The 24,303-nt window shown below is 48.0% G+C and carries 20 protein-coding genes, 1 pseudogene and 1 riboswitch; of the genes and pseudogenes, 11 read left to right on the top strand and 10 right to left on the bottom strand.

The features are described from left to right. Positions 1–488: 488 nt before the first annotated feature. The 6 genes from EXT46_RS09895 to cdd all read left to right on the top strand — a co-directional run bounded on the left by EXT46_RS09895 (position 489) and on the right by cdd (position 4,581). Complete coding sequence (locus EXT46_RS09895) at positions 489–1,049, top strand: DUF4124 domain-containing protein (protein ID WP_165381102.1); 561 nt, start codon at positions 489–491, stop codon at positions 1,047–1,049. 201 nt (positions 1,050–1,250) lie between these two features. Next, on the top strand, positions 1,251–1,649 hold the full coding sequence (locus tag EXT46_RS09890) for a hypothetical protein (RefSeq protein WP_130147006.1): 399 nt from the start codon (positions 1,251–1,253) through the stop codon (positions 1,647–1,649). Positions 1,650–1,834: 185 nt separating this feature from the next. After that, complete coding sequence (locus tag EXT46_RS09885; protein ID WP_130147004.1) at positions 1,835–2,251, top strand: lysozyme inhibitor LprI family protein; 417 nt, start codon at positions 1,835–1,837, stop codon at positions 2,249–2,251. An 86-nt stretch (positions 2,252–2,337) separates the two neighbouring features. Then, positions 2,338–2,829, top strand: coding sequence for a hypothetical protein (locus EXT46_RS09880; protein WP_130147002.1), 492 nt, complete (start codon positions 2,338–2,340; stop codon positions 2,827–2,829). 319 nt (positions 2,830–3,148) lie between these two features. Next, positions 3,149–3,238: riboswitch (cyclic di-GMP riboswitch) on the top strand. A 67-nt stretch (positions 3,239–3,305) separates the two neighbouring features. Then, positions 3,306–3,683, top strand: a complete 378-nt coding sequence (locus tag EXT46_RS09875) for a hypothetical protein (RefSeq protein WP_130147000.1) — start codon at positions 3,306–3,308, stop codon at positions 3,681–3,683. A 40-nt stretch (positions 3,684–3,723) separates the two neighbouring features. Then, on the top strand, positions 3,724–4,581 hold the full coding sequence (cdd, locus tag EXT46_RS09870) for a cytidine deaminase (protein WP_130146998.1): 858 nt from the start codon (positions 3,724–3,726) through the stop codon (positions 4,579–4,581). On the opposite strand, the gene udp is transcribed toward cdd, so the two are convergent. Further along, positions 4,539–5,300 (bottom strand): uridine phosphorylase, encoded by a 762-nt coding sequence (udp, locus tag EXT46_RS09865; protein ID WP_053909303.1) that lies wholly within the window; start codon positions 5,298–5,300, stop codon positions 4,539–4,541. The two genes, cdd and udp, sit on opposite strands and share 43 nt — an antisense overlap. A 167-nt stretch (positions 5,301–5,467) precedes the next feature. Here udp and EXT46_RS09860 point away from each other — a divergent pair, with 167 nt between their 5' ends. After that, positions 5,468–6,247, top strand: a complete 780-nt coding sequence (locus tag EXT46_RS09860; protein ID WP_022944402.1) for a DUF2189 domain-containing protein — start codon at positions 5,468–5,470, stop codon at positions 6,245–6,247. Positions 6,248–6,526: 279 nt separating this feature from the next. Next, complete coding sequence (locus tag EXT46_RS09855; protein ID WP_045979883.1) at positions 6,527–7,636, top strand: arginase family protein; 1,110 nt, start codon at positions 6,527–6,529, stop codon at positions 7,634–7,636. 73 nt (positions 7,637–7,709) lie between these two features. Here EXT46_RS09855 and iadA read toward each other — a convergent pair whose 3' ends face one another. The 3 genes and pseudogenes from iadA to EXT46_RS09840 all read right to left on the bottom strand — a co-directional run bounded on the left by iadA (position 7,710) and on the right by EXT46_RS09840 (position 13,291). After that, positions 7,710–8,876: a beta-aspartyl-peptidase gene (iadA, locus tag EXT46_RS09850; RefSeq protein WP_130146996.1), complete on the bottom strand. Its 1,167-nt coding sequence runs from the start codon at positions 8,874–8,876 to the stop codon at positions 7,710–7,712. 6 nt (positions 8,877–8,882) lie between these two features. Continuing rightward, complete coding sequence (gene yfcC, locus EXT46_RS09845; protein WP_130146994.1) at positions 8,883–10,292, bottom strand: putative basic amino acid antiporter YfcC; 1,410 nt, start codon at positions 10,290–10,292, stop codon at positions 8,883–8,885. Positions 10,293–10,356: 64 nt separating this feature from the next. Next, positions 10,357–13,291, bottom strand: a pseudogene (locus tag EXT46_RS09840) (TonB-dependent receptor). Between the two features lie 362 nt (positions 13,292–13,653). Between EXT46_RS09840 and EXT46_RS09835 the strand changes: the two are divergent. Beyond that, positions 13,654–15,339: a cyanophycinase gene (locus EXT46_RS09835; protein WP_130146992.1), complete on the top strand. Its 1,686-nt coding sequence runs from the start codon at positions 13,654–13,656 to the stop codon at positions 15,337–15,339. Between the two features lie 217 nt (positions 15,340–15,556). Beyond that, a complete protein-coding gene (locus EXT46_RS09830; RefSeq protein ID WP_130146990.1) occupies positions 15,557–17,527 on the top strand; it encodes a methyl-accepting chemotaxis protein in 1,971 nt (656 codons plus the stop codon). On the opposite strand, the gene EXT46_RS09825 is transcribed toward EXT46_RS09830, so the two are convergent. The 5 genes from EXT46_RS09825 to EXT46_RS09805 all read right to left on the bottom strand — a co-directional run bounded on the left by EXT46_RS09825 (position 17,520) and on the right by EXT46_RS09805 (position 22,096). Beyond that, positions 17,520–18,518 (bottom strand): hypothetical protein, encoded by a 999-nt coding sequence (locus EXT46_RS09825; RefSeq protein ID WP_130146988.1) that lies wholly within the window; start codon positions 18,516–18,518, stop codon positions 17,520–17,522. The genes EXT46_RS09830 and EXT46_RS09825 overlap by 8 nt on opposite strands. 59 nt (positions 18,519–18,577) lie before the next feature. Further along, positions 18,578–19,096, bottom strand: coding sequence for an Ig-like domain-containing protein (locus EXT46_RS09820; RefSeq protein WP_045979888.1), 519 nt, complete (start codon positions 19,094–19,096; stop codon positions 18,578–18,580). Positions 19,097–19,111: 15 nt separating this feature from the next. Then, positions 19,112–20,710 (bottom strand): DUF4331 domain-containing protein, encoded by a 1,599-nt coding sequence (locus EXT46_RS09815; RefSeq protein WP_130146986.1) that lies wholly within the window; start codon positions 20,708–20,710, stop codon positions 19,112–19,114. A 160-nt stretch (positions 20,711–20,870) separates the two neighbouring features. Then, positions 20,871–21,581, bottom strand: coding sequence for an anti-sigma factor (locus EXT46_RS09810; RefSeq protein ID WP_053909313.1), 711 nt, complete (start codon positions 21,579–21,581; stop codon positions 20,871–20,873). Further along, a complete protein-coding gene (locus EXT46_RS09805) occupies positions 21,578–22,096 on the bottom strand; it encodes a sigma-70 family RNA polymerase sigma factor (RefSeq protein WP_022945212.1) in 519 nt (172 codons plus the stop codon). Before EXT46_RS09805 ends, EXT46_RS09810 begins: the two co-directional genes overlap by 4 nt. A gap of 227 nt (positions 22,097–22,323) precedes the next feature. Here EXT46_RS09805 and EXT46_RS09800 point away from each other — a divergent pair, with 227 nt between their 5' ends. After that, positions 22,324–23,958, top strand: coding sequence for a diacylglycerol kinase family protein (locus tag EXT46_RS09800; protein ID WP_022945211.1), 1,635 nt, complete (start codon positions 22,324–22,326; stop codon positions 23,956–23,958). Positions 23,959–24,012: 54 nt separating this feature from the next. Here EXT46_RS09800 and EXT46_RS09795 read toward each other — a convergent pair whose 3' ends face one another. After that, complete coding sequence (locus EXT46_RS09795; RefSeq protein WP_053909315.1) at positions 24,013–24,300, bottom strand: DUF1496 domain-containing protein; 288 nt, start codon at positions 24,298–24,300, stop codon at positions 24,013–24,015. Positions 24,301–24,303: the final 3 nt, after the last annotated feature.

Below are 24,303 nucleotides of genomic sequence, written 5' to 3'. Positions count from 1 at the left end.
CAGATATGACTAAATTTATTGCCGCTGCGATCGTGCTTGTACCTTTATTGGTTCGGGAGCGCACCGCAACAGATGAAGAACATTCAGAGTTACTTAGCTCAATAGCTAGTCGTGCATAATACTAATAGGACACCCACATTAATACCTCGATCCAGCCTCTACGATGTTCAAAGCTACTACCATGATTGTCGTCACCACAGAGAAATGCTCTTCGTAACAGCGCGAAACGCAGTGGTGCTAGGGCGTTGCTTCGAGTGATACCAGTTGCTTCCCTGGCTTTGGCAAACGTTCTCCTGATTTTGGCTAACTCACTTGCCTTACACGAGTTGACTCAATGGGAAAATCAGGCATTCTTCTTAAGATGACCGTCCGGGGTTCCAGTCGAGAGTTTCACGCTGGCCAGGATTCAGATAGATAACATATATGACACTCATGGATTCAGGATTCAGATAGATAACATATATGACACTCATGGATTATGGATGAAGATGAAAGAAAATATTATTTTTAGGTTAAAAGGCGGTGAGAAGTTTGTATTAAGTATGATGCTTCTTTGTAGTTCGCAAGGTGTTTATGCGGGCGTTTATAAGTGTGTTGATGATGCAGGAAACATTGCTTATCAATCCACTCCCTGTGAGGCAGCGAAATCTCAAGAAGAAATTATTTTAAGAAAAGAAGAAATTGAGCCTGAAGTGGTTACTATAGAACATACAGAAGAAACACAGTCGTTGGAAGTTTCTGATAATTGCGATTCTAAAATTTATGGTAATTGGAAAGCTTCTTGGTGGCAGCATGGTACAGATGGAAAGCGATCAACGACAGGAATCGGAGATATGCGCTGGAAATTTTCACGAGATAACTCGTTTGAAATTTATAGCGACGGCTTCACGAATCCAAGTAAGTTGAAATTTTCATGTAATGACCTGAAAATTAGCGTTTTAAATGCAGAAACTGATGAAAAGAAATCTGTTATACGGGTTCATTCAATTACCTCTGGTGAGTTGGTCGTTAATCAACTAGGGCGCCTTGTTCACTGGAGACGTAACTAAGTTGACGCGATTGCTGTGCGAATTCCATTTAACAATAACCAGCAGCTGAAAAAACTACACGTCGCCCATTTGCGGTTCGCTGCGCTCACTTTGCCGCAAATGGGCTTTGCTCCGTTTTTCCGCTGTGGTTGGCGTTGTAGCTCCTTAGAATCATCTACACCTGATAGATATAAAACGCTTAATATGGAGTTCTGAAATCCTATGGAAAGACTAATAAAAACCTATAAATATTTACTGGTAGTACTGACGACTACCCTGCTCAGTGCCTGTTCAAATGTTTACTGGGGGAATATTATAAATGAAACCAACGACGTTATTACGGTGAAGCTTACTTTCGTTAACGAGTACGGCACTCATTTTTTGGAAATGAAACCAATTAAAGCGAATGAAAATAGTATATGGGAATATGAACAATCATCACTGTTCACTGACAAAATGGATCAAAATTTATCTAAGGTTGAGGCGACGAATTATGCAGGTTGTACCATTGTTTTTGACCGTAAAGCGATAAAGAAAAAAGTTGGAAAAAATAGACAAGTAATAGTGATTGAACCTCAAGATTTTATTGATGCTTGCAGTTCAAAATCAAATATGAACTAGATGAACATCATAAAATTAAACCATGTACCGTTTTTGATTGGTGCTTAGTTTGTTAACTAGTTTAAATACCTAATAAGGGTTTTAAAATTGGTTTCGTAACAGTTTGCTCGGTTTCGCTTCACTACACATCTTAGTGCACTATTATCAGCCCCTTATGCAGGTGTTATGTGCTTTCGAGGAATATTATGAAAAAACGTATGTTATTGGCTCTACCTGCTTTTGCATTCACAGCTACCGCTATGGCTGAGGAAGCAGTTTACGATTGTGATAATGCGGTTAGCACCCGGCAAATTAATGATTGCGCGATAATTGAACTGAACTCAGCAAAAGCAGAGTTATCGAAGTATCTGGACGCAAGTATTGATCACAATTCTTATGATTCTGAGTTAGTTGAAGCTATAAAAGTTGCTCAAAATGACTGGCAAATCTATGTTGATTCCCATTGTGGCTCTATCTACACAAAATGGCGTGAAGGTACAATTCGTGATGTTATGGCTATTTCATGTGAAACTAAGCTAACTAGGCAAAGGACACATGAGGTTTGGGCACACTTCTTAACCTATATGGATAGTACTCCGCCAGTATTACCAGAGCCAAAATAGTGTTTATGGCGCTGTGTTCCAGCTTTTTTATTGCGTGCCGGCTCCCCTTAATGCGGCTTAAAAAAAAGCCATGAATTGTTCTAAGTATGTTTGAGCCCTTTATTCCTGATAATTTCGAGGCGCCTAAGCGTTTTGACACTGAATCTTTTCATTTAAGAGTGCTTGAAGAGGCGGTTGCTGAATTAGACTTTGACGCTGTGGTGTCCAGTCAGCAAAGGCTGCAAGGGGTTTTCGGGCCAGAGTCCGAATGGCCTAAACCATCGATGACTCTCGAAGAGAACACTGAAAGCCTGAAGGTTCATAAACGAGAGTTTGAATCGCGAGTAGCGTTTGCTTATTCAGTGTTCAATAACTCAAAAGATACATGCCTCGGTTCTGTTTACATAGACCCTAGCCAGTCACCCAAATATGATTGTGAAGTATATTTGTGGGTTAGAGACGATGCTATTGCTCTAGACATAGCGCTTTACCACACGGTCTTTGATTGGTTAAAAAAAGATTGGCCATTTTCAAAAGTTGCATTCCCTGGTCGAAGCATTTCATGGGCAGATTGGGCGGTTGCGTTGAAAGTGACCTAACATAAATCAATGATGTATGAGACGAATAAAGCGTGTCTGGTGCTGAATCTTTCGCTATTTTTAGCCAAGCTTAATGTGCTCCATAGTGAAGCATCATCTACCTAGGAAAGCATGAAACGTCTATTCATCATTTTATTAAGCTTGGATCTAATTGGTTGTATGGATGATAGGTCTCTATGAGGAAAAGTTGAGGCGTCTGCAAACAGTAAAACGAATTTCGGTGTTAGCGATAATAACGGGGTCAAAGCGGATCGCAGCGCAGAGTGGCGATTATTCAGTTTAGTTGAATAAAAGCTCTAATTTACGTATTATGGCCTGCTCAGAATAAAGGCACGGTGCTCGAAAGAGTTTCCACGCAAAGCTCCAGGTCTAAGGTCAATACATTGGCTATGATGGCTGAGCCGCTTCCACTTTTGCCCTCCTAGTGCAAACGAACTTGTGCCTTTGTTGTATCTGTATTTATTAGAGAGAACGACATGGCTAACTCTGTTGTTGCGAGTTTAAGTTATTGCGCTGAAGAAAATATTGTCTGCGCAACCATGCGCGGTAAAGCGCAATCAATTGATGTTTTAAATAACGCCAATGCCATTATTGAATTCGCCAATAGTTACAATGCGAAAGCGGTGTTAATTGATGTACGCGAATTTGAACATGCTTATGCTAAGGATGAGTTCATTGATGTGTGCAACAAGCTAGCGCCATTGCTCGGCCAGTTGAGTATTGCTCGGGTGGTTAGTTATCAGGGTTTTATGCATGAACTGGTGACGCAAAAAGTACGAGAGCTTGGGGTCAGGGTGAGAAACTTTGATTGCCAGGAGCAGGCACGTAATTGGTTGCGCCCACTTTCGTGCTAGGTTAGTATCCCAAGCCCAAAAAATAACAACAGGCCTGAACATGCAGGTTACAGGGTTACTCGCAGAACTAAAACGCCAAGGCGGTATCGCCTCTGAGCAGCAATTCAAAGAACTTCAGCAGGCGCTGGGCTCCTCTTTTAAAGACACCATCAATTGGCTGCTAGCGCAAACCCAAACATGGGCGGTGGCGCCCATTTCGTCATTTCATGTCGCCGCGCTTGTTAAGGCAAAAAATAGCCAAGGTGACGTGTTTTATGCAGTCGGTGTAAATGTTGAGCTAGCAGGCTTGGGGTTAGAGGTATCCACCCATGCAGAGCAGTGCGCATTGCATAATGCCTGGCTACACGGCGCAACAGAGATTGAGCACATCTATATCAGCGCCGCACCATGCGGGCATTGCCGTCAATTTATTAATGAGTTCAAAGGTGCGAAGAACATCGCTATAATCATAGGTGATAAGTCAACGACCTTGAACGAGTTGTTGCCTCAAGCCTTTGGTCCAGTTGATTTGGGGGTAGAGCAGCCCTTGCTGGGTAATGCTGCTAGCCATCATGATGAGAGCCGCTCATTACACCACCATTTTGCGCAAAGCTATGCCCCTTACAGTGGTGGGAAAGCGGCGGTAGCCATTGAATATGAAGGCGCGAGTTATTTTGGCCGTTATATGGAGAATGCCGCGTTTAATCCTAGCTTTTCACCCATGCAAGCGGCGCTAAGCCAAATTGTGTTGGCCAATCAAGAAGTCGATTTTAGCGCTATTACAGCGGTGACTTTATTGGAGCAGCAGGCGGGCAAATCACACCTTGGAGCAAGCAAAACAGTGTTGGCTCAACTTGCTCCGCACGCGCAATTTAATTACGAATTACTAAGCAGCAGCTGTGCTCCCGCAATAACCTGATCTATCGCACTTTGTTCAACAGCCGAGATATCCACGTCGGGTATCTCGTTTTCACAGCGGTTGACTAATACTCCGGCGATGCACGCTGAGCGCAGCCCTAATGCGCTGCACATGGTCAGTAAGGTGGCAGACTCCATTTCATAATTCATCACGTTAAGCGCTTGCCACTGCTGCATGGACCCTTGAAGGTGGGTGGGAACATAACCACTGTGGGTGTCATAACGCTCTTGCCCAGGGTAAAAGGTATCACTGGATGCGGTAATGCCAACGTGATGAGTGATATCGCTATCCTGACATGCTTTCACTAGGGCGGCGGTGGCTTCAAAGTTGGCCACTGCGGGGTAGTTGGCTGGCGCAAAGTGGTGCGACGCCCCATCTAAACGCACAGAGGCCTGGGTGATCAATAAATCTCCCACGGCTATGTGCGGCTGAATGGCTCCTGTGGTCCCCACTCGTAAAAAGGTATCTACGCCTAGCTGCGCGAGTTCCTCAACGGCGATGGACGTAGAAGGTCCACCAATACCGGTTGAGCACACCACCACAGATTGACCCGCTAACTGACCTAAATAAACGTGAAATTCGCGATGCTTGGCAAGACAGCGTGATTGCTCAAGCTGCTCTGCTATAACGCCTGCACGCTCAGGAGCGCCGGGGATAATGGCCAAGGTTGCCCCTGCAATGTCTTCTTTAGTGATGCCAAGGTGAAACATTTTTTTCATGTAAGCCTCTGATTTATCTTACGCATAATAGTGCCTTTAAAGGTGCCATGCTGCGGTGTTGCGGTCCATGCCAATAAGGACAAATGTCCGATACAAGTGATCCCCTAGCTTGCGAACTGAGTAGATCTCAACTAGATGTTAATTGAATGTATCATAGGAGATAAATTATGGGGCTTTCTTCTAGTGCTTCGAGCCGCAGTGAATTTGCTCGTTGCTTTGAGTGTAACAAAGTGAGCGTCTTTGCTCCTTTACATTGGTTAGCGTTGGCGTTTAAAGATATGGCTCGGGCACCGCTGTTGAGCCTAGTCTATGGTTTAGTGTTTACCGCTATCCCCGCTGCGCTGTTGTTTTTTGTTTATTCTAGTCAGTCGCATTTGGTCATTTTGCCTGCTGCTGTCGCCTTTGCCCTCGTTGGACCAGCCTTTGCGGCCGGCCTCTACGACGTGGCGTGGGAGTTGGAAAAAGGGCACACCCCAACATTTCGCCATAGCCTCAAATCTATGTTTCGTAACCCCGCAGGGGAGTGGGGTTTTGCCGTACTCTTGATGGTCGTCATGATAGTGTGGATGCGCTTGGCCGCTTTGGTGCATGCGCTTTATCCCAACACCGTTAACCCTACATTGGAAGAGCTGAGCGCGTTTCTAACCTTAGGCTCTATTATTGGCGGCGTGCTGCTGGTAAGTGTATTCGCCATCTCTGCCTTTACTCCGCAAATTATGATGGAACGTCGCGTTGATATTATGACTGCGGTGGTGAGCTCAATGAATGCAGTGCGAAACAATGTGGGTGCAATGGTGGTGTGGTGCGCCTGTATTGTCTCTTTGGTTTTGCTTGGCTTCATCACCGGCACTGCGGGTTTTATAGTCATTATGCCACTGCTCAGTTACGCCAGTTGGCACGGCTATATCGCTATTATTAAAACCAAGCGTCCGCGTAGCTACGAGTAACTTTCTGGCTGGCTTATGCAGCTTTTATGCATAGCCAGTCACGCCTTTGTTTGCGGCCCCTCCACGTCAGTTTGACTTCTTCACTCAGCTTGTATATTAATCGTTTACCTTGGGTGCTAAGGTGTATATAGATACTAAATAAGCCTTTTAAAAACATGATGTTATGTTTTACAGGTAACTTGGTGTCGAGGTACAGATTACACAGAATAAGATAACAACGTACAGCAACACGATTTTTCTGCAAGCACCATATAATTGCATAACTATTGAGGAGAGAGCATGACTGCTAAGTGGCAAGATTTTCAAGAAAAAGTTGAGCACTGCTTGTGCCCGCCAGGTAACGGTGTATTTACTGTTAACACCGCCAAAGAGCGCAAAGCGGCCCTGCATCACAAGCTCTACGGTCAAACTGAAAACATTGAACCACTGTGGAAATCATCCCTTCAAGATTTACCCACTAGCGAGCACAAAGCAGTTATGCTGGGGATCAGCTCTGACTGTGGTGGCGGTATTTTACGTGGTGCGAACTGGGGCCCGTTATTCCTTCGCAGTACATTAATTGAACAGCAACCACAAGCGAAAGCGTTCGATATCGGTGATGTTCGTGTGATCCCACACTTATTGCATGATAAGTACCTCAACGAAGGCACTATCAGCAACTGTCAAAAAGCCTTGTACGCAAACGAGCAGAGCGACTACCATGTTAGCCCGCTATCCATCACCGAAGATGTATGCACTGATTTTTATGCAAACTTCCCCGAAAAAGGCATTTTTGGTATCGGTGGTGACCATTCAATCAGTTACCCACTGACGAAAGCGTATCTTAAAGCCAAGCGCGAGCAGGGCAAGAAAGTGGCTATCATCCATTTTGATGCGCACACCGATTTGCTCGTGGAGCGTTTGGGCATTGACTTATGCTTTGGCTCTTGGTGTACGCATATTCTAGAATTCTTGCCGAGCCCTGCGCATTTAATCCAGTTTGGTATTCGCTCAAGCGGTAAGCCGAAAGAGCATTGGGAGTCTACCTTTGGTGTGAAGCAACACTGGGCCCACGAAATCAATGAACGTGGTTGTGAAGCCGTTATTGCCGAAGTACTTCAGCAACTGCGCAATGATGGTGTTGACGAGCTGTATGTAAGCTTTGATATTGACGCTTTGGACGCTGAGTTTGCCTCGGCCACCGGCACACCCGAAGACGACGGCTTAAATCCACAACAAGCACTCACTATTCTTGGCGCACTGGCTGATGAGTTTCCAATAACGGGTGCCGACATGATGGAAATCGCTCCTTTCACTGACAGTTCATTGGAAGGCAAAAGCAGCTCAGAGACGACCTTGCGCGAAGGGGCTAAAATCTCAGCGTTCTTGCTTCAAGCAATGAACAAGTAAGGCTCCACTTCTGCCAGTGACCAAAAAAAGCGCCTTTCGGCGCTTTTTTCATTGTTGATAAGCGCTTCTTTGGCTATTCAAAACGGCCTTTGCGTATCAGCTCACCATCGGCCATCATGCATTGACCGCGCACGAACACCCACCGTGGCAACAGTGAAGTGCTATCAAGTAACACTAAATCAGCACACGTCCCCGCTGCCAGCGTACCTTTTTGTATACCCAGTGCGTTTGCAGGGTTGCTGGTTATCGCTCTTAACGCATCGGCAAACGCCACCTTATGCTCTTTGACTGCTTCAATAAATGCCAGTAATAACGAGCGCTCATGCCCGACCTCAAGACCCATCAAATGGTTATTCTCATCAAACACTGGCAAGCTAGCGTGGCCATCAGAACTCATCGTTAAACGGGTTTTTTCAACACCCTTGGCTAAGCATTGTGCCAAAGCGCGCGCCGCACTGACTTCGCCATGTGCTAAGTCATAGTCGGTGGTGCTGGTGGTGAAATCTATCCAGCCACCGGCATTGGCAAAGGCGATACCGGCGTCAAGCAGCTGCTGGTTGCGGTTCATATGGGTAGGATAGAAGCGGTTTAATGGCACATCATAGTGGGCAGCCACCTCATGCAGGAGCGCTAAATGACTGTCACTGGGGCCGACATGAATACTAATCGTGCCGCGCTTATTACTTAGCATACCTGCAACCCGAGCATGTGCTGCCAGCTCACTAAGCTGCTTCGCATTCAGCTGAGAGCCGCGATGATCGCTAATAGCGACTTCACCGACACCGATGACTTCATCAATGAACATAATGTCTTTTTCAATACTGCCGGTGAGCGAGGGCGCTGGCAGATGATACGCACCGGTATAGCAAAAGGCATTGAGCCCTTCTTCTTTGAGTCCTTTAGCCTTAGCCAGTAAATTACTGTGTGTGCGGCCGATTGAATCAGTGCCAAGGGCGCCAACAACCGTGGTGATCCCGGCGGTTATCGCATCACTTAGCATCATCTCCGGCGTGCGACTGGCGAAACCGTCTTCACCGCCACCGCCACAAATATGCACTAATGAATCAACAAAGCCGGGCACGGCAATCAGCGTGCTGCCATCTATGACTGTTTGCTTCAGGGAGCTGGTGAACGTGAGATCAGGGTCTATACCGAGAATATACTCGCCGCCCAGGGCGATAGTTTGTTGCCCCATAGGGTCGGGGTTGTAAGTAGTAACGTTGTTAATAAATGTGATCATAATGACTTAACTGTATTGCATAAATTGAGCGCCGATAACAAAAGCGCTGGCGAGGGCAAATAGCGCAAGCTGCAGACGCCAAATAAATAGAAACCATTGGCCCCACTCTAACTTCACCACGCCCAAACAACCAATCAGGCTTGCTGAGGTGGGGATAATGATATTGGTCAGGCCGTCACCGAGCTGGAAGGCGAGTACCACGGTTTGCCGACCAACATTAAGCAAGTCGCCCAAAGGGGCCATAATCGGCATGGTGATCGCAGCTTGCCCCGAACCTGAGGAGACAAAAAAGTTAAATAAGCTTTGAAACACCAACATACTCCATGCTGCCAGCGCTTCGGGCATGCCGTGTAGGAGGGTGGCGCTGTAATACAAAAGCGTGTTTAACACCGAAGGCTCACTGAGCTCATTGCCACCGAGTAAGAGCACGATACCTTTGGCTAAGGCGACCAATAAGGCGGCCGGTAGCAGCTCTTGTGCTCCTTGGGTGAACATCTCTGCACTGCGCGAAAACGAGGTGCGATACATGAACTTGGCAACAATGGCGCTTAACACCGCCAAAGTAAAAAATTGGCCAGCAAGTTGCGGAATGTAATACTGGTGCAAGGTCACTCCCCAAACTACCCAGGCAATGACACCGACAAACAGCAATAATAGCGTTTTATCAGCTCGACAAAGAGGCTCATAACTTGTGCTCGGCGCAGGTTCAGCGGGTAATGCGCGACTGTGTTTTGCATAGCGATAGGTGTAGGTCATGCCCAGCAGTGTAAAACACCCCCAAGCGAACATCCGCAAGGGGGCACCGGAGAACACGCCGAGTTCAGCAATAGACTGAGCAATGGCGATACTAAATGGGTTCATCCATGAGCTCGCAAACCCGATTTGTGTTGCCACATAAGTCACTAACACTGTGGTTTGAGCGTTGTAGCCCAGCTGCTTCATAATTGGCAGCAGCACGACGCAAAAGGCGATTGCCTCTTCACCCATGCCAAATATGGCGCCGCCAAGAGAAAATAATGTAAACAGCACAGGAATAAATAGCCATTGTAGCTTTTGGGTGCGGCCGATCAGTGCTAAAACAGCGCGGTTTATAGCGCCGGTGTGCATCAGAACCGAAAACGCCCCGCCGGTAATAAGAATAAATGCCATGACGCCAATGGTAGCGCCAAATTTATCACCAGCAACGAGCCCTTCGAATAGTACATTCACAAAGCCGACTTCGCCGTTACTTGCAAATAACGGCAATTGCAGCTGCGTTTGTTGTTGTTGAAATTGCGCCAAGCTGACCGTAGTTTGCTGAGCGTCCATAGCAAACCAGCCAGGTTGCACAAACCAGGTACTGGCATAGGCAAGTAAGGCCACCGACATCAAAATAACGCTGGCACTGGGCAAAGAAAAACGCGTGTGATTAGTCATGAGTCTTCACTTATAAAAGGACAAAGGGGCGCACGGCCCCTTATTAAGTTTTGGGCGCTGACCATTAAAAGCGGTAGGTCATGCCCACACGATAGGTGGCGCCCAGGGCGTTATGATTTATTGCATCAAAACCTCGGGCAGAGCCATATGCTGTGGGCGGCTCTTCATCTGTGAGGTTGTCGATATTAACGCGCAGGGTGAGTGCGTTGCTCAGCTCATAGCCAGCAGAGAGATCCCATACTAACCATGAGTCGACCTCTCGCTCACCTTGCGCATCGAGCGCGCCAAGCGCCTCCAACTCGTCAATTTCACGACCCCTCAGGCCATCGATATCGTCGCTGTAGCTGTCAGTATAGTTGGCCCCTATAACGATATAGTAATTGTCGCTATCCCAAGCTAAGCTGACGCGGCCTACATTCTCGGGGTAACGATAACTACCCACTAAAGATTCAATGGCATCGGAGCCTGGGCGGTTACGTTCATATTCGAGATAATGAGTGGCGTCAAAACGCAGCGTTAAATCTCCTTGGGCCAGTGCAAAGCGATGATCAAATTTGATATCCAGGCCTTGTAAATCTTGGCTGCCGGTATTTTCTAAGGGGATCACGTGATCGCGAGATAAAGGCAGGTATAACTCACTGTCACGGGGGTCAAAAGCGGCAATATAATTGTCAAGAATCTCAGAGAGATCAGCGCCCTGTTGCTCAATGTTGAGCCCTTGTTCGTCAGTCACCTCACACAGCTGTTGATCGTAGGCAATGCCTTGCTGCCCTTGTGGTACCAAGTTGCAATGACGTAGGGCTGCATCGCTTAGTGCTCTGTCGAGTACCGCCGTCATATTGGTATCGATGACTTTTTCGTGATTGAACTGCCAGTAATCAATGGTGAGGTTGGTTTGGGCACTTGGGCTCCATGCAAAACCTAAGCTTAATGCCTGCGACTCTTCCGCTTTTAATGCCGGGTTGCCAAGTTCAAGCGAATTGACCGTTACTTCGGTGCCATCGCCCATACAATATAAATCGGCTACCGCTTGGTTGGCGCCACAATCAAAGGTTGAGGTGGTCGTGCGCAGCTTTACGCCAGCCTGAGTCAATGACGGAGCGCGGAAGGAGGTAGACCATGAGCCCCGTAGCACCATAGTGTCGGTGGGGCGGTAGGTGAAACCAAGCTTGGGGTTAAAGGTACTGCCGAAATCATCGAAATGATCGTAACGCCCGGCGGCTTGCAGCTCAAGCTCTGTGCTTAGTGGAATATTGAACTCTGCATAGGCGCCCCACTGAGTGCGGTCGGCCTCGGCCAGGCTAGAGCCAAAACCGAATACATCCACTAAATAGTCATTTTGCGCCTGAGCTTGTGAGTCTAAAGAGGGGATGTCTTCAAGCTCCTCGCGGCGAACTTCAACACCAAAAGCTGCATTCACTGCGCCCGCATCAAGCAGCAGTAATTCACCGTTAATATTGGCATCCCAAGCATAAACCGAGCTTTTACCTGAGCGAGAGGGTTGTTGTTGTGTTAACGCCAAAGTCGCATCATTGGTGCTATCGCCGAGCAAAAACGGGTTATAAAACGGGCGTAATGTCGCGTCGCCTGCGCAGTTTAAAGTAGTGCCATCGTAGCTTGCAATTTGTCCGTCACTGCACAGCTCACCGGTTAATGCAGCGTGAAACTTGAAGCGATTATAGACGCCAGCAATGGCAACTTGCTCTGACTTTGAGCGCGACAGGGTAACACCACTTTGCCAAAACCACTCACCGAGGCTGCCTTCAAGTTCACTCACCAAGCGCATGTTATCCGACTCTACTTCAATGGTATGCGGGTCGCTAAAACGGGCATCAAAGGCAAAACCATAAACTTGGCGATTATTTACGGTGTCAAAGGGGTCGATATAGAGCTGCTCTAAAAGCGGGTTTGAGCCATCTGCTTGGTCAAAAATAAACAGGCTTTGCTCAAGGGCATAAGGGCCTTCGCTGTCATCAATTTGATTGATAGGCGCTGGCGAAGAGTAAGCTGTTGATTGCGTATGGCTGTAGAAAAAATCTGTTTTCCAATTAAGATCGCCAACGGCTTGCGTAAAGGTAAATCCGGTGGCGAGGCTCTCAAATGGGCTATCGAGGTAGTCGTCCTCATTGCCGTAGTAGGCACATATTTGCTCGCCATATTCGGTCTCTACTAACTCGGTTTTACATCCAGGGGCAGGCAGTTCTAAGCCATCTCGCTGCGAGTAATAATAAATGTTTGGCGTGTTCTCGAGCTTGGGTAAATAAGAATAGCCACTGACTAGGAGAGGGTCTTTGGTGTAGTCGCGATCCGTCGCTTTGAAGGCATTACGGTGAAAATAATCGGCGAATACACTGAGGTTGCCTTTGCCAAGTTGCGTGCCCCAAAGCAAATTAATTTGCGTTTTACTTTCATCACTTTGTGCCAAACTGTCGCCGTATGAGGCATTGACTTCAAACCCTTCAAAATCATCTTTAAGGATGTAGTTGATAACGCCGGCAACAGCGTCTGCGCCGTAAATGGCCGAGGCACCGGTGGCAAGAATTTCAATACGTTCAATGGCCGCGAGCGGAATTGCGTTAACGTCAACAAAGTTTTCCGTGCCCGCAGCAAATGAGCTCGGCGCAATGCGTCGGCCATTAACCAGTGTCAGTGTCGAGGACGGGCCCATCCCGCGCAGGCTCGCTGCTGATTGCCCAGCAGGAGTGGAGTTGGAAGTACCGCCACTTTGAGATGTGGAAAACGTGCCAGTCCCCCCCACGTAGCTGGGAGATGTCTTTCAGTAGGTCGTGGATACTATCGGCACCGGAGCGAGCGATATCATCTTGGTCCAACACAGTAAGCGGTTGTGCGCCTTCCAAATCCACGCCTTTTAAGCGGGAGCCGGTGACGTCGATGCGCTCAATATTTTGCTCAGCAGGGGCTTGGGGCTTTTCAGCCGCCGATAGCGAAGGGCATACAGCCGCAGTCACGGCCGCAGCTAAAGATAACTTGCGAAACATATTTCACCTGTCGATGTTACTGTGCGCGTCATGCACACGCTCAGTGAGTGCGCGCTTTCATGCACAGAATTTTATTATTCGTAGATAGAGTTAGGGTGAGATGGCTAAGACGTACTTAACCACCGCGTTGTAAAGACAACGGGTGGGCTACTCGTCAAACCACTCCGACAGGTAATGGGGCGAGTAGAAATATGCAGCAAGCACCGGGGCTTTTTTCAACATTTTCTCGCATTCCTCATAGGTTTTTGACAACGCAAACTAAACGGGTTAGCTTGTACTCGATTTTTGAGTCCTTTTCGTTATAACACCCAATTATTGCTAAAGCAACAATTGTTTTACATTTAAATCAGCCTTGGAAACTTATGACCATGATTAAGGATTTAGGCGCTATTCGCGCATTTTCGACTCATAATCGCCTCTTTTGCCCTATCTTGTTTTTTATTTCTCTATTCGTGTTACCACTTGCACATGCCCAGACGCACATATTGATTGGCGGTGCTTTGCACACTTGTTCGTCGCTCAGTGCTAAGCATTGCCTTGATAAAACGAATTTGCAGGGCAAGCGTAGTAACCTTTATCAGCTCGATGAACAAGCTATCGACAGGCTAGAAAAGCACTGGCCAGAGCAATACCAACAACAAAAGATGCGCACCATCAACGCGCTAAAAGCCATCACCAGTGAGCAAAAAATGAGTCGGCAAGCGCTACTCGACCAATGGCATGCGGTGGATGAGCAAGTGGCGTTAATCGCCGATGAGCTCTATTACTTCATCCTTGATAACCTCGAAGTCTATCAAGGAGATAAACGCCAGCGTTTGGTAGAGCGTGTAGATAAAACTCGCACTCGTTCGCAGGCGGCCAAAGATATTGTTGCCTTCATTGAAAAAGCCACGCTGGCGGCAGCGCAACAACAGAAGCAACCTGCAAAGATATTGGCTATTACCGCATCAAGCAGAGACCCTTATGAGTCTGCTGACTTTTATGAGCAACTACTGCAATTTGATGGGGTCGAAACGCAGTGGTTGGCATTGACGCCAGCGTTGGCGCAGGCCATTACCGAGAATCGCTGCGAGGCCTTACCTGCTCTGCGCGCGAAAGCGCTCAGTTTTGCGCGCTCACGAATCTACCCAGAGCGCATCGCCCAAGAGCATGCATTGTGCGAAGCCGGAGTTGCCAGCTTAGTGGAAAAAATCCAAAGTGCGACAGCGGTGATGTTCAATGGCGGCGATCAGAGCTTAACGCGCAAGATACTCTTTGCAGACGATGGCGCCCCCTATCCTTGGACAGCCGCGCTAAAGGCGCGCCCTGTTATTGTTGGCACCAGTGCTGGAACGGCGGTACAAAGTGGCGGCAGTAATGAGCACGGTGCGGTGGCTATGATCACCAGCGGTAGTTCGATAGGCGCTCTTAGTGCGGGCGCCAAACCCCATTCTGCTCCCTCAACGCGAGTGCAGCAACGACGTGGCGTGACGTATGAGCAAAAAGGGGGATTGGGAAGCTTTACCTATGGAGTATTGGATACCCACTTTAGTGAGCGTAATCGTAGTGTGCGTCTGCACTCTTTAGTGCAACACATTGGTCAACATCATGGCTATGGTGTGGATGAGACCACGGCACTGGTCACGCTGTCATCGGCCTCAGGCAGCGGCGCTGCAGTACTCGGTGCTGCAGGTGTGGTAAAGATAACTCCCACGGCAGAAAATGCCTTTCGCTACAGCTTTTACCCTGCGGGTGTGCGCTTAAAACTAAAAGATGGGCACTGGCAGCTGGCTGAGAATACTGAGCAAGTCAGTAGCCCTCAGCTTGCCAACCAAGCGTTACCGGATATTAGGTTCAACGATATTATGTACGATGCTAAGCTTCGCAGTCTGACTCAAGCAATGTGTATGACCAACACTAAAAAAGCCCTAGCGCAGCAATTTGCCGATGGCCAGTATTGGCACTTTACTCTGAATGCAGACGAGCAGACTCGCATGGTTAACACCGCTATAAGTAATAATGCCTGCGCCGTTGAGAACTTGCTTATAAGCTTCTCTAAAGCCTCGTAATCTCGCACCTTAAGCTATAATGGCACCAGCTCGAGGTGCCATTACTCGTACACACTTTATCACCAGCATATCTTTGATACTTTTGGCAGCAACAATAGCGGGTATGACTATAAATCATATCGCGGTAATGCTGTGTAAGCGTTTTTTCCTAGTTGTAATTAGCCACAGTCCCTATTTTAACTATACTGAGGGAGTTGCAGCGTGAGGGAGAACGGTTATGCCTTTGAAATTTAGATTACTTATCGCTTTTTTATTGGTGGGACTGATCCCAGCTCTGGTTATCACCCTAATCAGTGGCTACATCAGCAGTGAGGCACTGCGCGAGCAGGCCTACAACCAATTACGCTCCATCGAAACTATCAAAAAATTACAAATTAAACAGTACTTCGAGCGCATTGAAGTGGATACCCTCAGAGCAGCCAACGATTGGTCAGCACGCATGAGTGAGTCGGACTGGGTTAGAAGTGCGCACCAAAACCAGAGCCGCTTCGCTGATTACATTGAGCGCCGAGGCTACTACGATTTATTTCTTATTGATGACACAGGGGTGGTGAGCTACTCGGTCACTAAAGAGGCGGATTATCAAAGCAACCTCGTCAGTGGCCCTTACAGTGACTCGGGGCTTGCCCAACTGTATCGTCAAGTGATGGAAACAGGCGAATACACATTCAGCGATTTTCAGCCCTATGCACCCAGCGGCGGCGCCCCCGCTGCATTTGTCGGTGCGCCCGTTGTTGCTGGTGGTGAAGTTCAGGCGGTGCTTGCGTTGCAGTTATCCATTGATGCTATCAACGAGGTCATGAACACGCGCGAGGGAATGGGGCGCAGTGGTGAGAGCTATTTAGTTGGTCAAGATTATCGTATGCGTTCAGATTCGTTCTTAGATGCTCAGGGACGCTCAGTCAAAGCCAGCTTTGCCGGCACCATTGCTGATAATGGGATTAAAACCAAAGCGGTCACCGAAGCCTTAGCTGGTCGCAGTAACACCGAAGTGATCATCGATTATAACGGTAATCCAGTGTTGAGTTCTTATGAGCCGCTTGATATTGGCGACACGCGTTGGGCGATGGTGGTAGAAATCGATCAACAAGAGGTATTCAGTAGTGTTGATAAGCTGATATCCAGTATGACGGTATTGCTGGTCTTGGTTATTGCGGCAATATTACTGGCAACATGGTGGGTGGTAAGAATGATCATCACTCCCCTTGGCGGCGAGCCTGAGGAGATGCAAGACATCAGTGAGCGTATCTCCCATGGTGATTTAAGCTGCGAACTAAGCGCACGAGGCGAGGGCAAAAATGTATACAACTCCATGCGAGCGATGAATTCCAATCTGCGGCAGTTAGTCGGTCAGCTCAGCGATACCGTTGACACCTTGGGCTCTACAGTTGAGCAAACATCAGCCAGTACCGAGCAAGAGCTGGAGAATAATCGCACACAAATGGAAAATATCATTAGTATTTCCACAGCCATGCAAGAGATGTCGGCCACCATTGATGAAGTGGCAAAAAGTGCTCGTAACGTTGCTGATTTAACACATGGTTTAGAAGGCACATCGCAACAGACCAATGATTCTATTAATCAAACTTCGGGTGCTCTGCAACAGTTATGTGAAGAAATTGGTCGTGGTGAGAATACCATTAATAGCCTGAGTGAACGTAGCCAAGAAATAGGATCGGTGCTCGATGTGATTAACTCTATCGCTGAGCAAACAAATTTGTTGGCATTAAATGCCGCAATTGAAGCGGCGCGGGCTGGCGATCAGGGGCGTGGATTTGCCGTGGTAGCCGATGAAGTGAGGCAACTGGCACAAAAAACGCAGAGCTCTACGAAAGACATAGAGTCGATGATTGGCATGCTACAAAAGGATGCTAAGCACGCTCGCGAGTCGATGGCTCGAAGTAGCCAATACGCCAGTGATACAGCTGATAAATCTATCAAAAGCACGCAAGCACTGCAGCAAACACTAGAGCAGTTGAAAACAGTGGCAGGCCATGTTGAGGTGATCGCCACGGCCGCCAATGAGCAGAGCTACACCGCTCAAGATATCTCTAAAAGTATGACGCGCATTAATGATGCCGCCAACGATAATGTCGCTACTGCTGAGCAGGTTAAAGCGGCCAGCGAAGAACTCCAACGTCTAGCTTATGAGCTGCAAACCAGTAGCGGGCGCTTCAAGCTTAATTAATGGTTTGCGCACGCAGCTCGCTTTGAATTTGCTCATATAACATTGTGTCGACCTTCAATGCACTGATATGGGTTTGCTGCTTGGCCCAGTGCAGCGCAGTGATGGGATCATCGACGACATGGTAGAAATAATAGGCCAGAGCATCGGCATAGTTATTGGCATCATCCGCTAGTCGGTGAGCCATGCGTTGTTGCGCACGTGCGAGCCACTGTTTTGGAGCTGCATGTGCTAGGCGCACAATTAAGGCATCGGGAATGTCGTCGATGTTCAACTTAAGGCGAGAAAACTGCTCAACAAACTGCTGTGCTTGACCCAGCGCCAACAGTGTGTCGGCAAAAAGTAGCCAAGTGCTGGAACTAAGTTTTGCGCCCATCATGGGGGTGAGTGCTTGTTTTGCTGCCAGGTATTGGCCATCAAAATACAGCGCGGTGGCAAAGAGCTCTTGCGTAAAATAAGCTAGTTCAGAGTTGCCCTCGCGCAGCGGCGAGTGAGCAAGGCGAGTAATAATTGGCTGCAGCGGTTCACTTTGCATTTTTACATCAAGGGTGCACACCATAGCCAAATCAACACTGTGCTTAGTGGCCAGTGATAAACAGGTTGCAAGCGCCTTATCAAAAGAGCCAAGTACGGTTTCAATATTCGCTTTTAATAGTAGCGCATTCGCATCGCTAGGTCGTAATGTTAGGTAATGCTCAAGTGTACTTAAAGCCGGCTGAAAGTGGTGGGCACGTTGCAACATGCTGGCGCGCCAAAAATGACTGATAGGTCGGTCATCGCTTGTGCGCTTAGCTAACTCTTTACTCAGTGCTTTATGGGTAAATGGCTGTGGGGTCACAAACTTATTGCCAGCGATATGCTCCACTAACTCATCGAAACTAAGGTCGTTCAAGCGTGTTTCCTGGCTTTTAGGTTCATGTATATGTTCCAAATGGGCAGTGCAGGGCATCGACACTGTCGCTGCGAATAAAAAGCTAAGGGTGGCGAGTTTCATAACAGCTCCTTAAAAAAGGCCTTCCATGGCCTAGGTTTAACAAGGCAGGTCCGTATTGCCTAATTGCTAGCGTCGACTAAGTCTTGATAGAACTCGGTGGTGTCGACATCGTTGCTAAATATGCGGCCATTTACACGGGCCGGCATGGCGTCACTGGCAGCGGTAAATGCCGCTCGGCTGTAGCTTGAAAAGCTGACCTGTAAAGCGTCGACAGTTATTTGCGCTGTCGCTGCAACGGCCATGTTCTTGCCATCGTCGACAGTAAAACTAAAGCTATCGCTGCCGGTGTACTCAAGCATTGGTTGATAGCTGAAACTGCCATCAGCGTTGACGGTGACAGTGCCATTGGTCGGCGCCATATCTAAGGTGAAAGTTAAGGTATCACCATCAGCATCGGACGCTTGCAGTTGTCCGTTCAACTCGGTGTCAGCTTGCGTCGTAAAGCTTGCATCCGCGACACTGGGCGCGCTATTGCTTGGCATTGGCTGCTTTTTGTCTGTACCATCGTTATCGCTGCCACAACCACTGAGAGTCAGCGCTAGGGTGGTAGCAACTGCTAATTGGATTAAGTTACGCATGATGATCACCTCTTATTACTGCGAACCCGGTAACGGGGTCGCTAAATAAGGAAATTGTGCGTTGGTGTCCTGTGCACTAATGGGCGCGCCATCGGTGAACGGGACATTACCAACGCTTGCATCGTCAGAGCTGCAAAGTCCTAAATCAGTGTCGTTACCGGCAACGGGGATGGGGTAACATAAACGGCCCATCACTACGCGTAAGGCGATATCGACAACATCATCACCAGGGCGACGGCCATTGGGGAAACCCGCTAAATCATCGCCAACAACACCAAAGGTAGACTGCTGCTCTTGTGGTGTGGCTGTAATCGCAGTGTTTAGGCGTAACATCTCAGAAGGTGTCACGGTTGCTAACTGGTTGACGCCCTCAAACCCGGTTAGGAAGGCAGTAACCAAATCGATGCGCGGAAAGTTAGTTGGCGCCAAGGTTTCAATATTGGTGCCTAGTGTTTGGTTGACCGCATCTTTGAAAAGAATATTGAGTAGTTCTGGTAAGCTAGGATGGGTCACATAGTCAGCAAATTGACCATCATCTTTTGGATGAGCACTGGAGAAGGTGTCTTTATCTTTCAGGCCAATGACCAGCTCATTAACCAGAGGGTTACCAAGACGTGAAACCTGCACTAATGTTCCGCCATTGACTGCAGGCTTGGCAAAATTTGCTCGCGGATTAAGAATACGCGCTTGTGGCATCCACGCTGTAGTCCATGTACCAATGGTGCCGTTGCCTTCACCGGTAACACATTCTTTAGGTAATTCGAGCGCTAGAGCGGTCACGTTTTTGGTTGCTAAGTCGTCATTAGCGGTGTCCTGAGTAATACCACCTGGGAATCCTTCACCGTCATTGGCACCAGGAGCACTATCGCCTTCTACGGGCACATAGTTGACCAAATCAAAGGTCTTGCCAAGGTTGACGACAAAGGGGTCTTTGCGTTGACCAACAAACACTTTTGCCGGTGAGCCACAATTAGGTAGAGCCACTTCATAGACAAATTGGTCACTGTATTGCTGATAGGCAGCAGGGCTGGTAAACGTTTTATTACCGATATAATCCAATGGCTTGGCAAAATTTTCTGTGCTGGTCATTGGGTTAGTCACGGGGATGCCTGTACCTGAGGCCATTGGGCCTTGCACGACACTTAGGGTGTAGCTTTCAGAGAAGTTAGCTGCGCTTTGATCGCTGGCACTGATTGGCCCCACGTTTTTTAGCGGGACGGCGATACTTTTCGTATTGCCTTCAGGACCCACATTGAGTGCAATGCCATCGCCACCGGCGAGTGCCGAACTAAAATCGAAGACATAGGTTAAATCTTCGATAGCATCGCCGTCATTGTCGATGTGAATGGCGTATTTGGCATCTGGGTGCATCGCGAAGTAATTAGGGCCACCATAGGGGTCTTGTAGCGGAATGTAGTTAGCAATAACGGTTACATAGCCCCCCCGTTGTGCCTCGTAACTATTGAAGGCATAAAAGTCGGTGGAATCGACCGTAGGCATTCGCGCGATATTAGGTGCTTCTCGATGACTTGAGGCATGAGCGGGAAGGGCACTAAGAATACCGAGAGCACCGGCGACGATAGAAAGTGATAAGTGTTTAGCATGAGTCCGCATGGGATTCTCCTTTTTGCTGAGTTCATGGCCGTAACGGGGCAAAAAGGACTTTGGATGCAAAAAAAATTAAAAAAGCTAAAAATTTTTTAAAAAATCTATATTTTCAATTGATTAGGCGCATAAAAAAGGGCCCGTACGGGCCCTAACAAAATGGTTTGCTTTAAATGTCGACTAACTCAGCCGTATATAGCACTTCGGTGGGCGTGCCAGTGGGAGAGCCACCGAGTGGCTCCAAGCTGACAGCGAGCAGGTTGATATTGCCATCGGCGAAATCTTTGGGGATAGGGAGCGATGCCTGCCCTGATTTGGGTAACAAACCTAAGGAAATTGGCGCTTCTTGAGTTTTTACAATCATCCATAGCTCGTAGTCTTTATCTTGTCTTGCTTTTAGCTGCTCATTGGCTTTAACCAGCAGAGCGTTGTCAGTAGCATCAATAAGCCAAAGTGGTTGTTGCTGCTGATCTTTTACAAGCGCAAACTGATCACTGACAAAGCGCTGGTCCACCGGCTCTGAAGGCAACATCAGCAGTATTGTGAGCAATACACAGGCTGCAAGGCTGGCGGCGCTGATTGTTGGCCAGAACCAAGGCGTTGATGTTTTAGTCACTGATTTGCCGTGGCTGATTGCGGTGACATTCTGTGTGTTGTTGATACGAGCTTGAATCTTTTGCCATACCTGTGGATTGGGCGCATCATGGGGCAACTGCGTACCGAGTGTGTTGAGGTGCTGCTCCCACTGATTTGTTGCATGGCGCGCATACTCTGAGGTCATCAATAAACGCGCAAAGCGTTTACGTGCGGGACCCTTGAGCGTTCCGAGCACGTACTCGGCGGCTAAATGGTCAATGAGGTTGTGGTTGTCATAGTTCATATTCCTAAGCACCTCTTTAATTGCGATAACCCTCGACGGATCCAGCTTTTAACTGTGCCAAGTGGGTCGCCCAAGTGGGAAACGACTTCGCCATGGCTAAAGCCGCGAAAGTAAGCTAAATGAATCGCATGACGTTGCTCTGGAGCAAGCGCCTCGATACAGTGCGCCAACTGTGAGTTTTCTTCAGCCATGATGGGTTGCTCACTGCCATGAGTTTCTTCATACTCTTCCTCTTGGCGGACCTTTTGATAACGCAGCATGTCTAAGCAGCGGTATCGCGCAATGCTCACCATCCAACTGAGCACTTCTCCCTTATCTGTTTGATAATCGCTGGCATTGTGCCAGATACGCACATAGGCCTCTTGCAGCGCTTCATCAGCTAAGGCTGGGCTATTCAACATTTTACGGCAAATAGCGTTGATGAGACCGCTGGTGTCTTTGTAGAGGTGTTCAAAAGCGCGTTGATCACCTTGCGCCACCGCTGTCAACCAAGCTAAATGATGTTCTTTTTGCACGACGTTATCCCCTTAACGATTAGTAAGCCTAATTGGATGCATAGACTCTTGCCAGACTAGCACATAACACTATTTTAACAATTAATTGGGCTGATAATTAGCAACGACATCAATAACTTCGTTGTATTAAAGCGGTACACATGGATATTTAAAGAGAGGCTTTTAGCGCTTGCGCTTACTGATGATCGTGATATGGTTTTACTATAACACTATACAAGGAGTGGTTGATGTACGCTGCTGTTGCTTACTTATTGATGGCCGTGGCGCTTTGTGCCATTGCCGTAGTTATTAAAATTCCTTATTTCGCAATCTTTTTCTACTGGAGCGCACTGTCGTTACTACTGGTTTCCTTGGCCTATATCGCCAATTTAGGGCGCATTTTTAGAAAGCGTCAAGATGGCAGTATTCCTTGGTATATTCGTTGGGCTTTTATTCCCTTCTTATTGGGTGCGCAACTATATAACTCTTGGCAACGGCGCACAGATAAAGTGCCACCTATTCAAGAGGTTGAGCCAGGCTTATTTCTTGCCTGCCGACTGTTTCCTTCCGATGTGGAAACCCTTAAGCATGAAAATGTCACTGCCATACTAGATGCTACCTGCGAGTTTGATGGCTTGGACTGGTCGCTTATCGGTGAAAACATCAGCTATTTAAATATCCCTGTGTTGGATCATGCGGCGCCAAACCGTGCGCAACTGCGCCAAGCCATCAACTGGATTCATCACCACCGCAAACGCAACCGCAATGTGGTTGTACATTGTGCCCTTGGACGCGGGCGCTCGGTGTTAGTGATGGCTGCTTACTTACTGGCTAAAGAGCCTGAGGCGGACCTAGACGAAGTATTGTCGCGAATTCAGGAGACCCGTGAGACGGCCAACCTCAATCGCTTCCAGCGCAAGGCCCTGAAGAAAATGCACAGCAGTGGTGAACTCGAAGTACGCAATAAAGTGTGCTTAATTGCTAATCCAGTCTCTGGACGTAAGTTATGGGGTGAAAAAAAGCACGAGATCATGTCACGCCTCAATGGCTATTTTGACATGTCGGTGAAAACCACCACAGAGGAGGTTAATGCGGCGATGCTAGCCGAGCAAGCGTTGGCCGATCATCCTGATATGATCATCGCTTGCGGGGGCGATGGCACGGTCACCGAAGTTGCCTCTGTGATCTGTAATAGCGATATCGTCCTAGGAATTATTCCCATGGGCACAGCCAACGCCTTAGCGCATGTGATTATGGGGATTGAGTCTAAAGCCTTTGGGGTTGATAAGGCCCTTGATGTGTTGATCAGTGGAGATGTTCAGGCCATAGACACAGCGCGCTGTAATGATGAGTTAACGCTGCTACTCATCGGCCTAGGGTTTGAGCAAAAAATGATTGAAAGCGCTCATCGCGACGCTAAAAATAGCAGCGGCCAGTTCGCCTATTTGCAAGGCTTCTGGCAAGCGCTTGGCGAGCATAAGGCCAAAGATTACGAGTTAACATTGGATGATATGGCCCCTCAGTCCGTGCATACAAACAGTATGATTATTGCCAACGCAGCGCCTATTTTCACTTTGTTAGCGCAAGGGCGAGGGCAACCTGAGCATGACGATGGTTTATTAGATGTCAATTGGCTCGAACCGGCCAAAGACTCCAGCGTTAACGTACTTAGTATTGCTGAGCTTGCGTTTAACAGTGTGACTCAAACTCAACTTGACGTGAATGCGCACCATACCAATGCCCGTAAAGTGCGTGTTACAGCCAATGAGCCTATTGATTACGTCATTGATGGTGAAACTCGTCAGGCAGATGAGTTGGTCATTGAAATTCAGCCTTCATCATTGCGTGTAATGGCTCCGCAGCGCAACGAAGAGTCATCTTAAAAGCACAAAGTGACTGGGCCCAGATCATTGGGCTCAATCACCTTATAGCATTAGTTAGTGTACGCGGATTTTGCCTTGCTGCTCGGGATAAACAGGGTGGCCCTGTTTGTCTACAGCTCGCCAGATAAGCGCGCCGTTATCCTGGTTTGGGTGTTTACGGGCACAGATTTTCGGCGCCCCAAACATATCAATTACCGCCCCTTCACTGTAACGACGCTCTTCATACCAACACACCGATGTGTGCTGCGCATCGACCCAAACACGCGTTTTGGTTTTCTTGGTATCGGCCACCCCTTGCGGGGCGAACATCAGTGTTATCAATACCACAAGCGCTGTGCGCATATC

Source organism: Pseudoalteromonas sp. CO325X, from assembly GCF_004208955.1.
GTDB lineage: Bacteria > Pseudomonadota > Gammaproteobacteria > Enterobacterales > Alteromonadaceae > Pseudoalteromonas > Pseudoalteromonas ruthenica.
The sequence above is the reverse complement of the archived record's forward strand: the minus strand, read 5'-3'. Positions and strand labels throughout refer to the sequence as shown.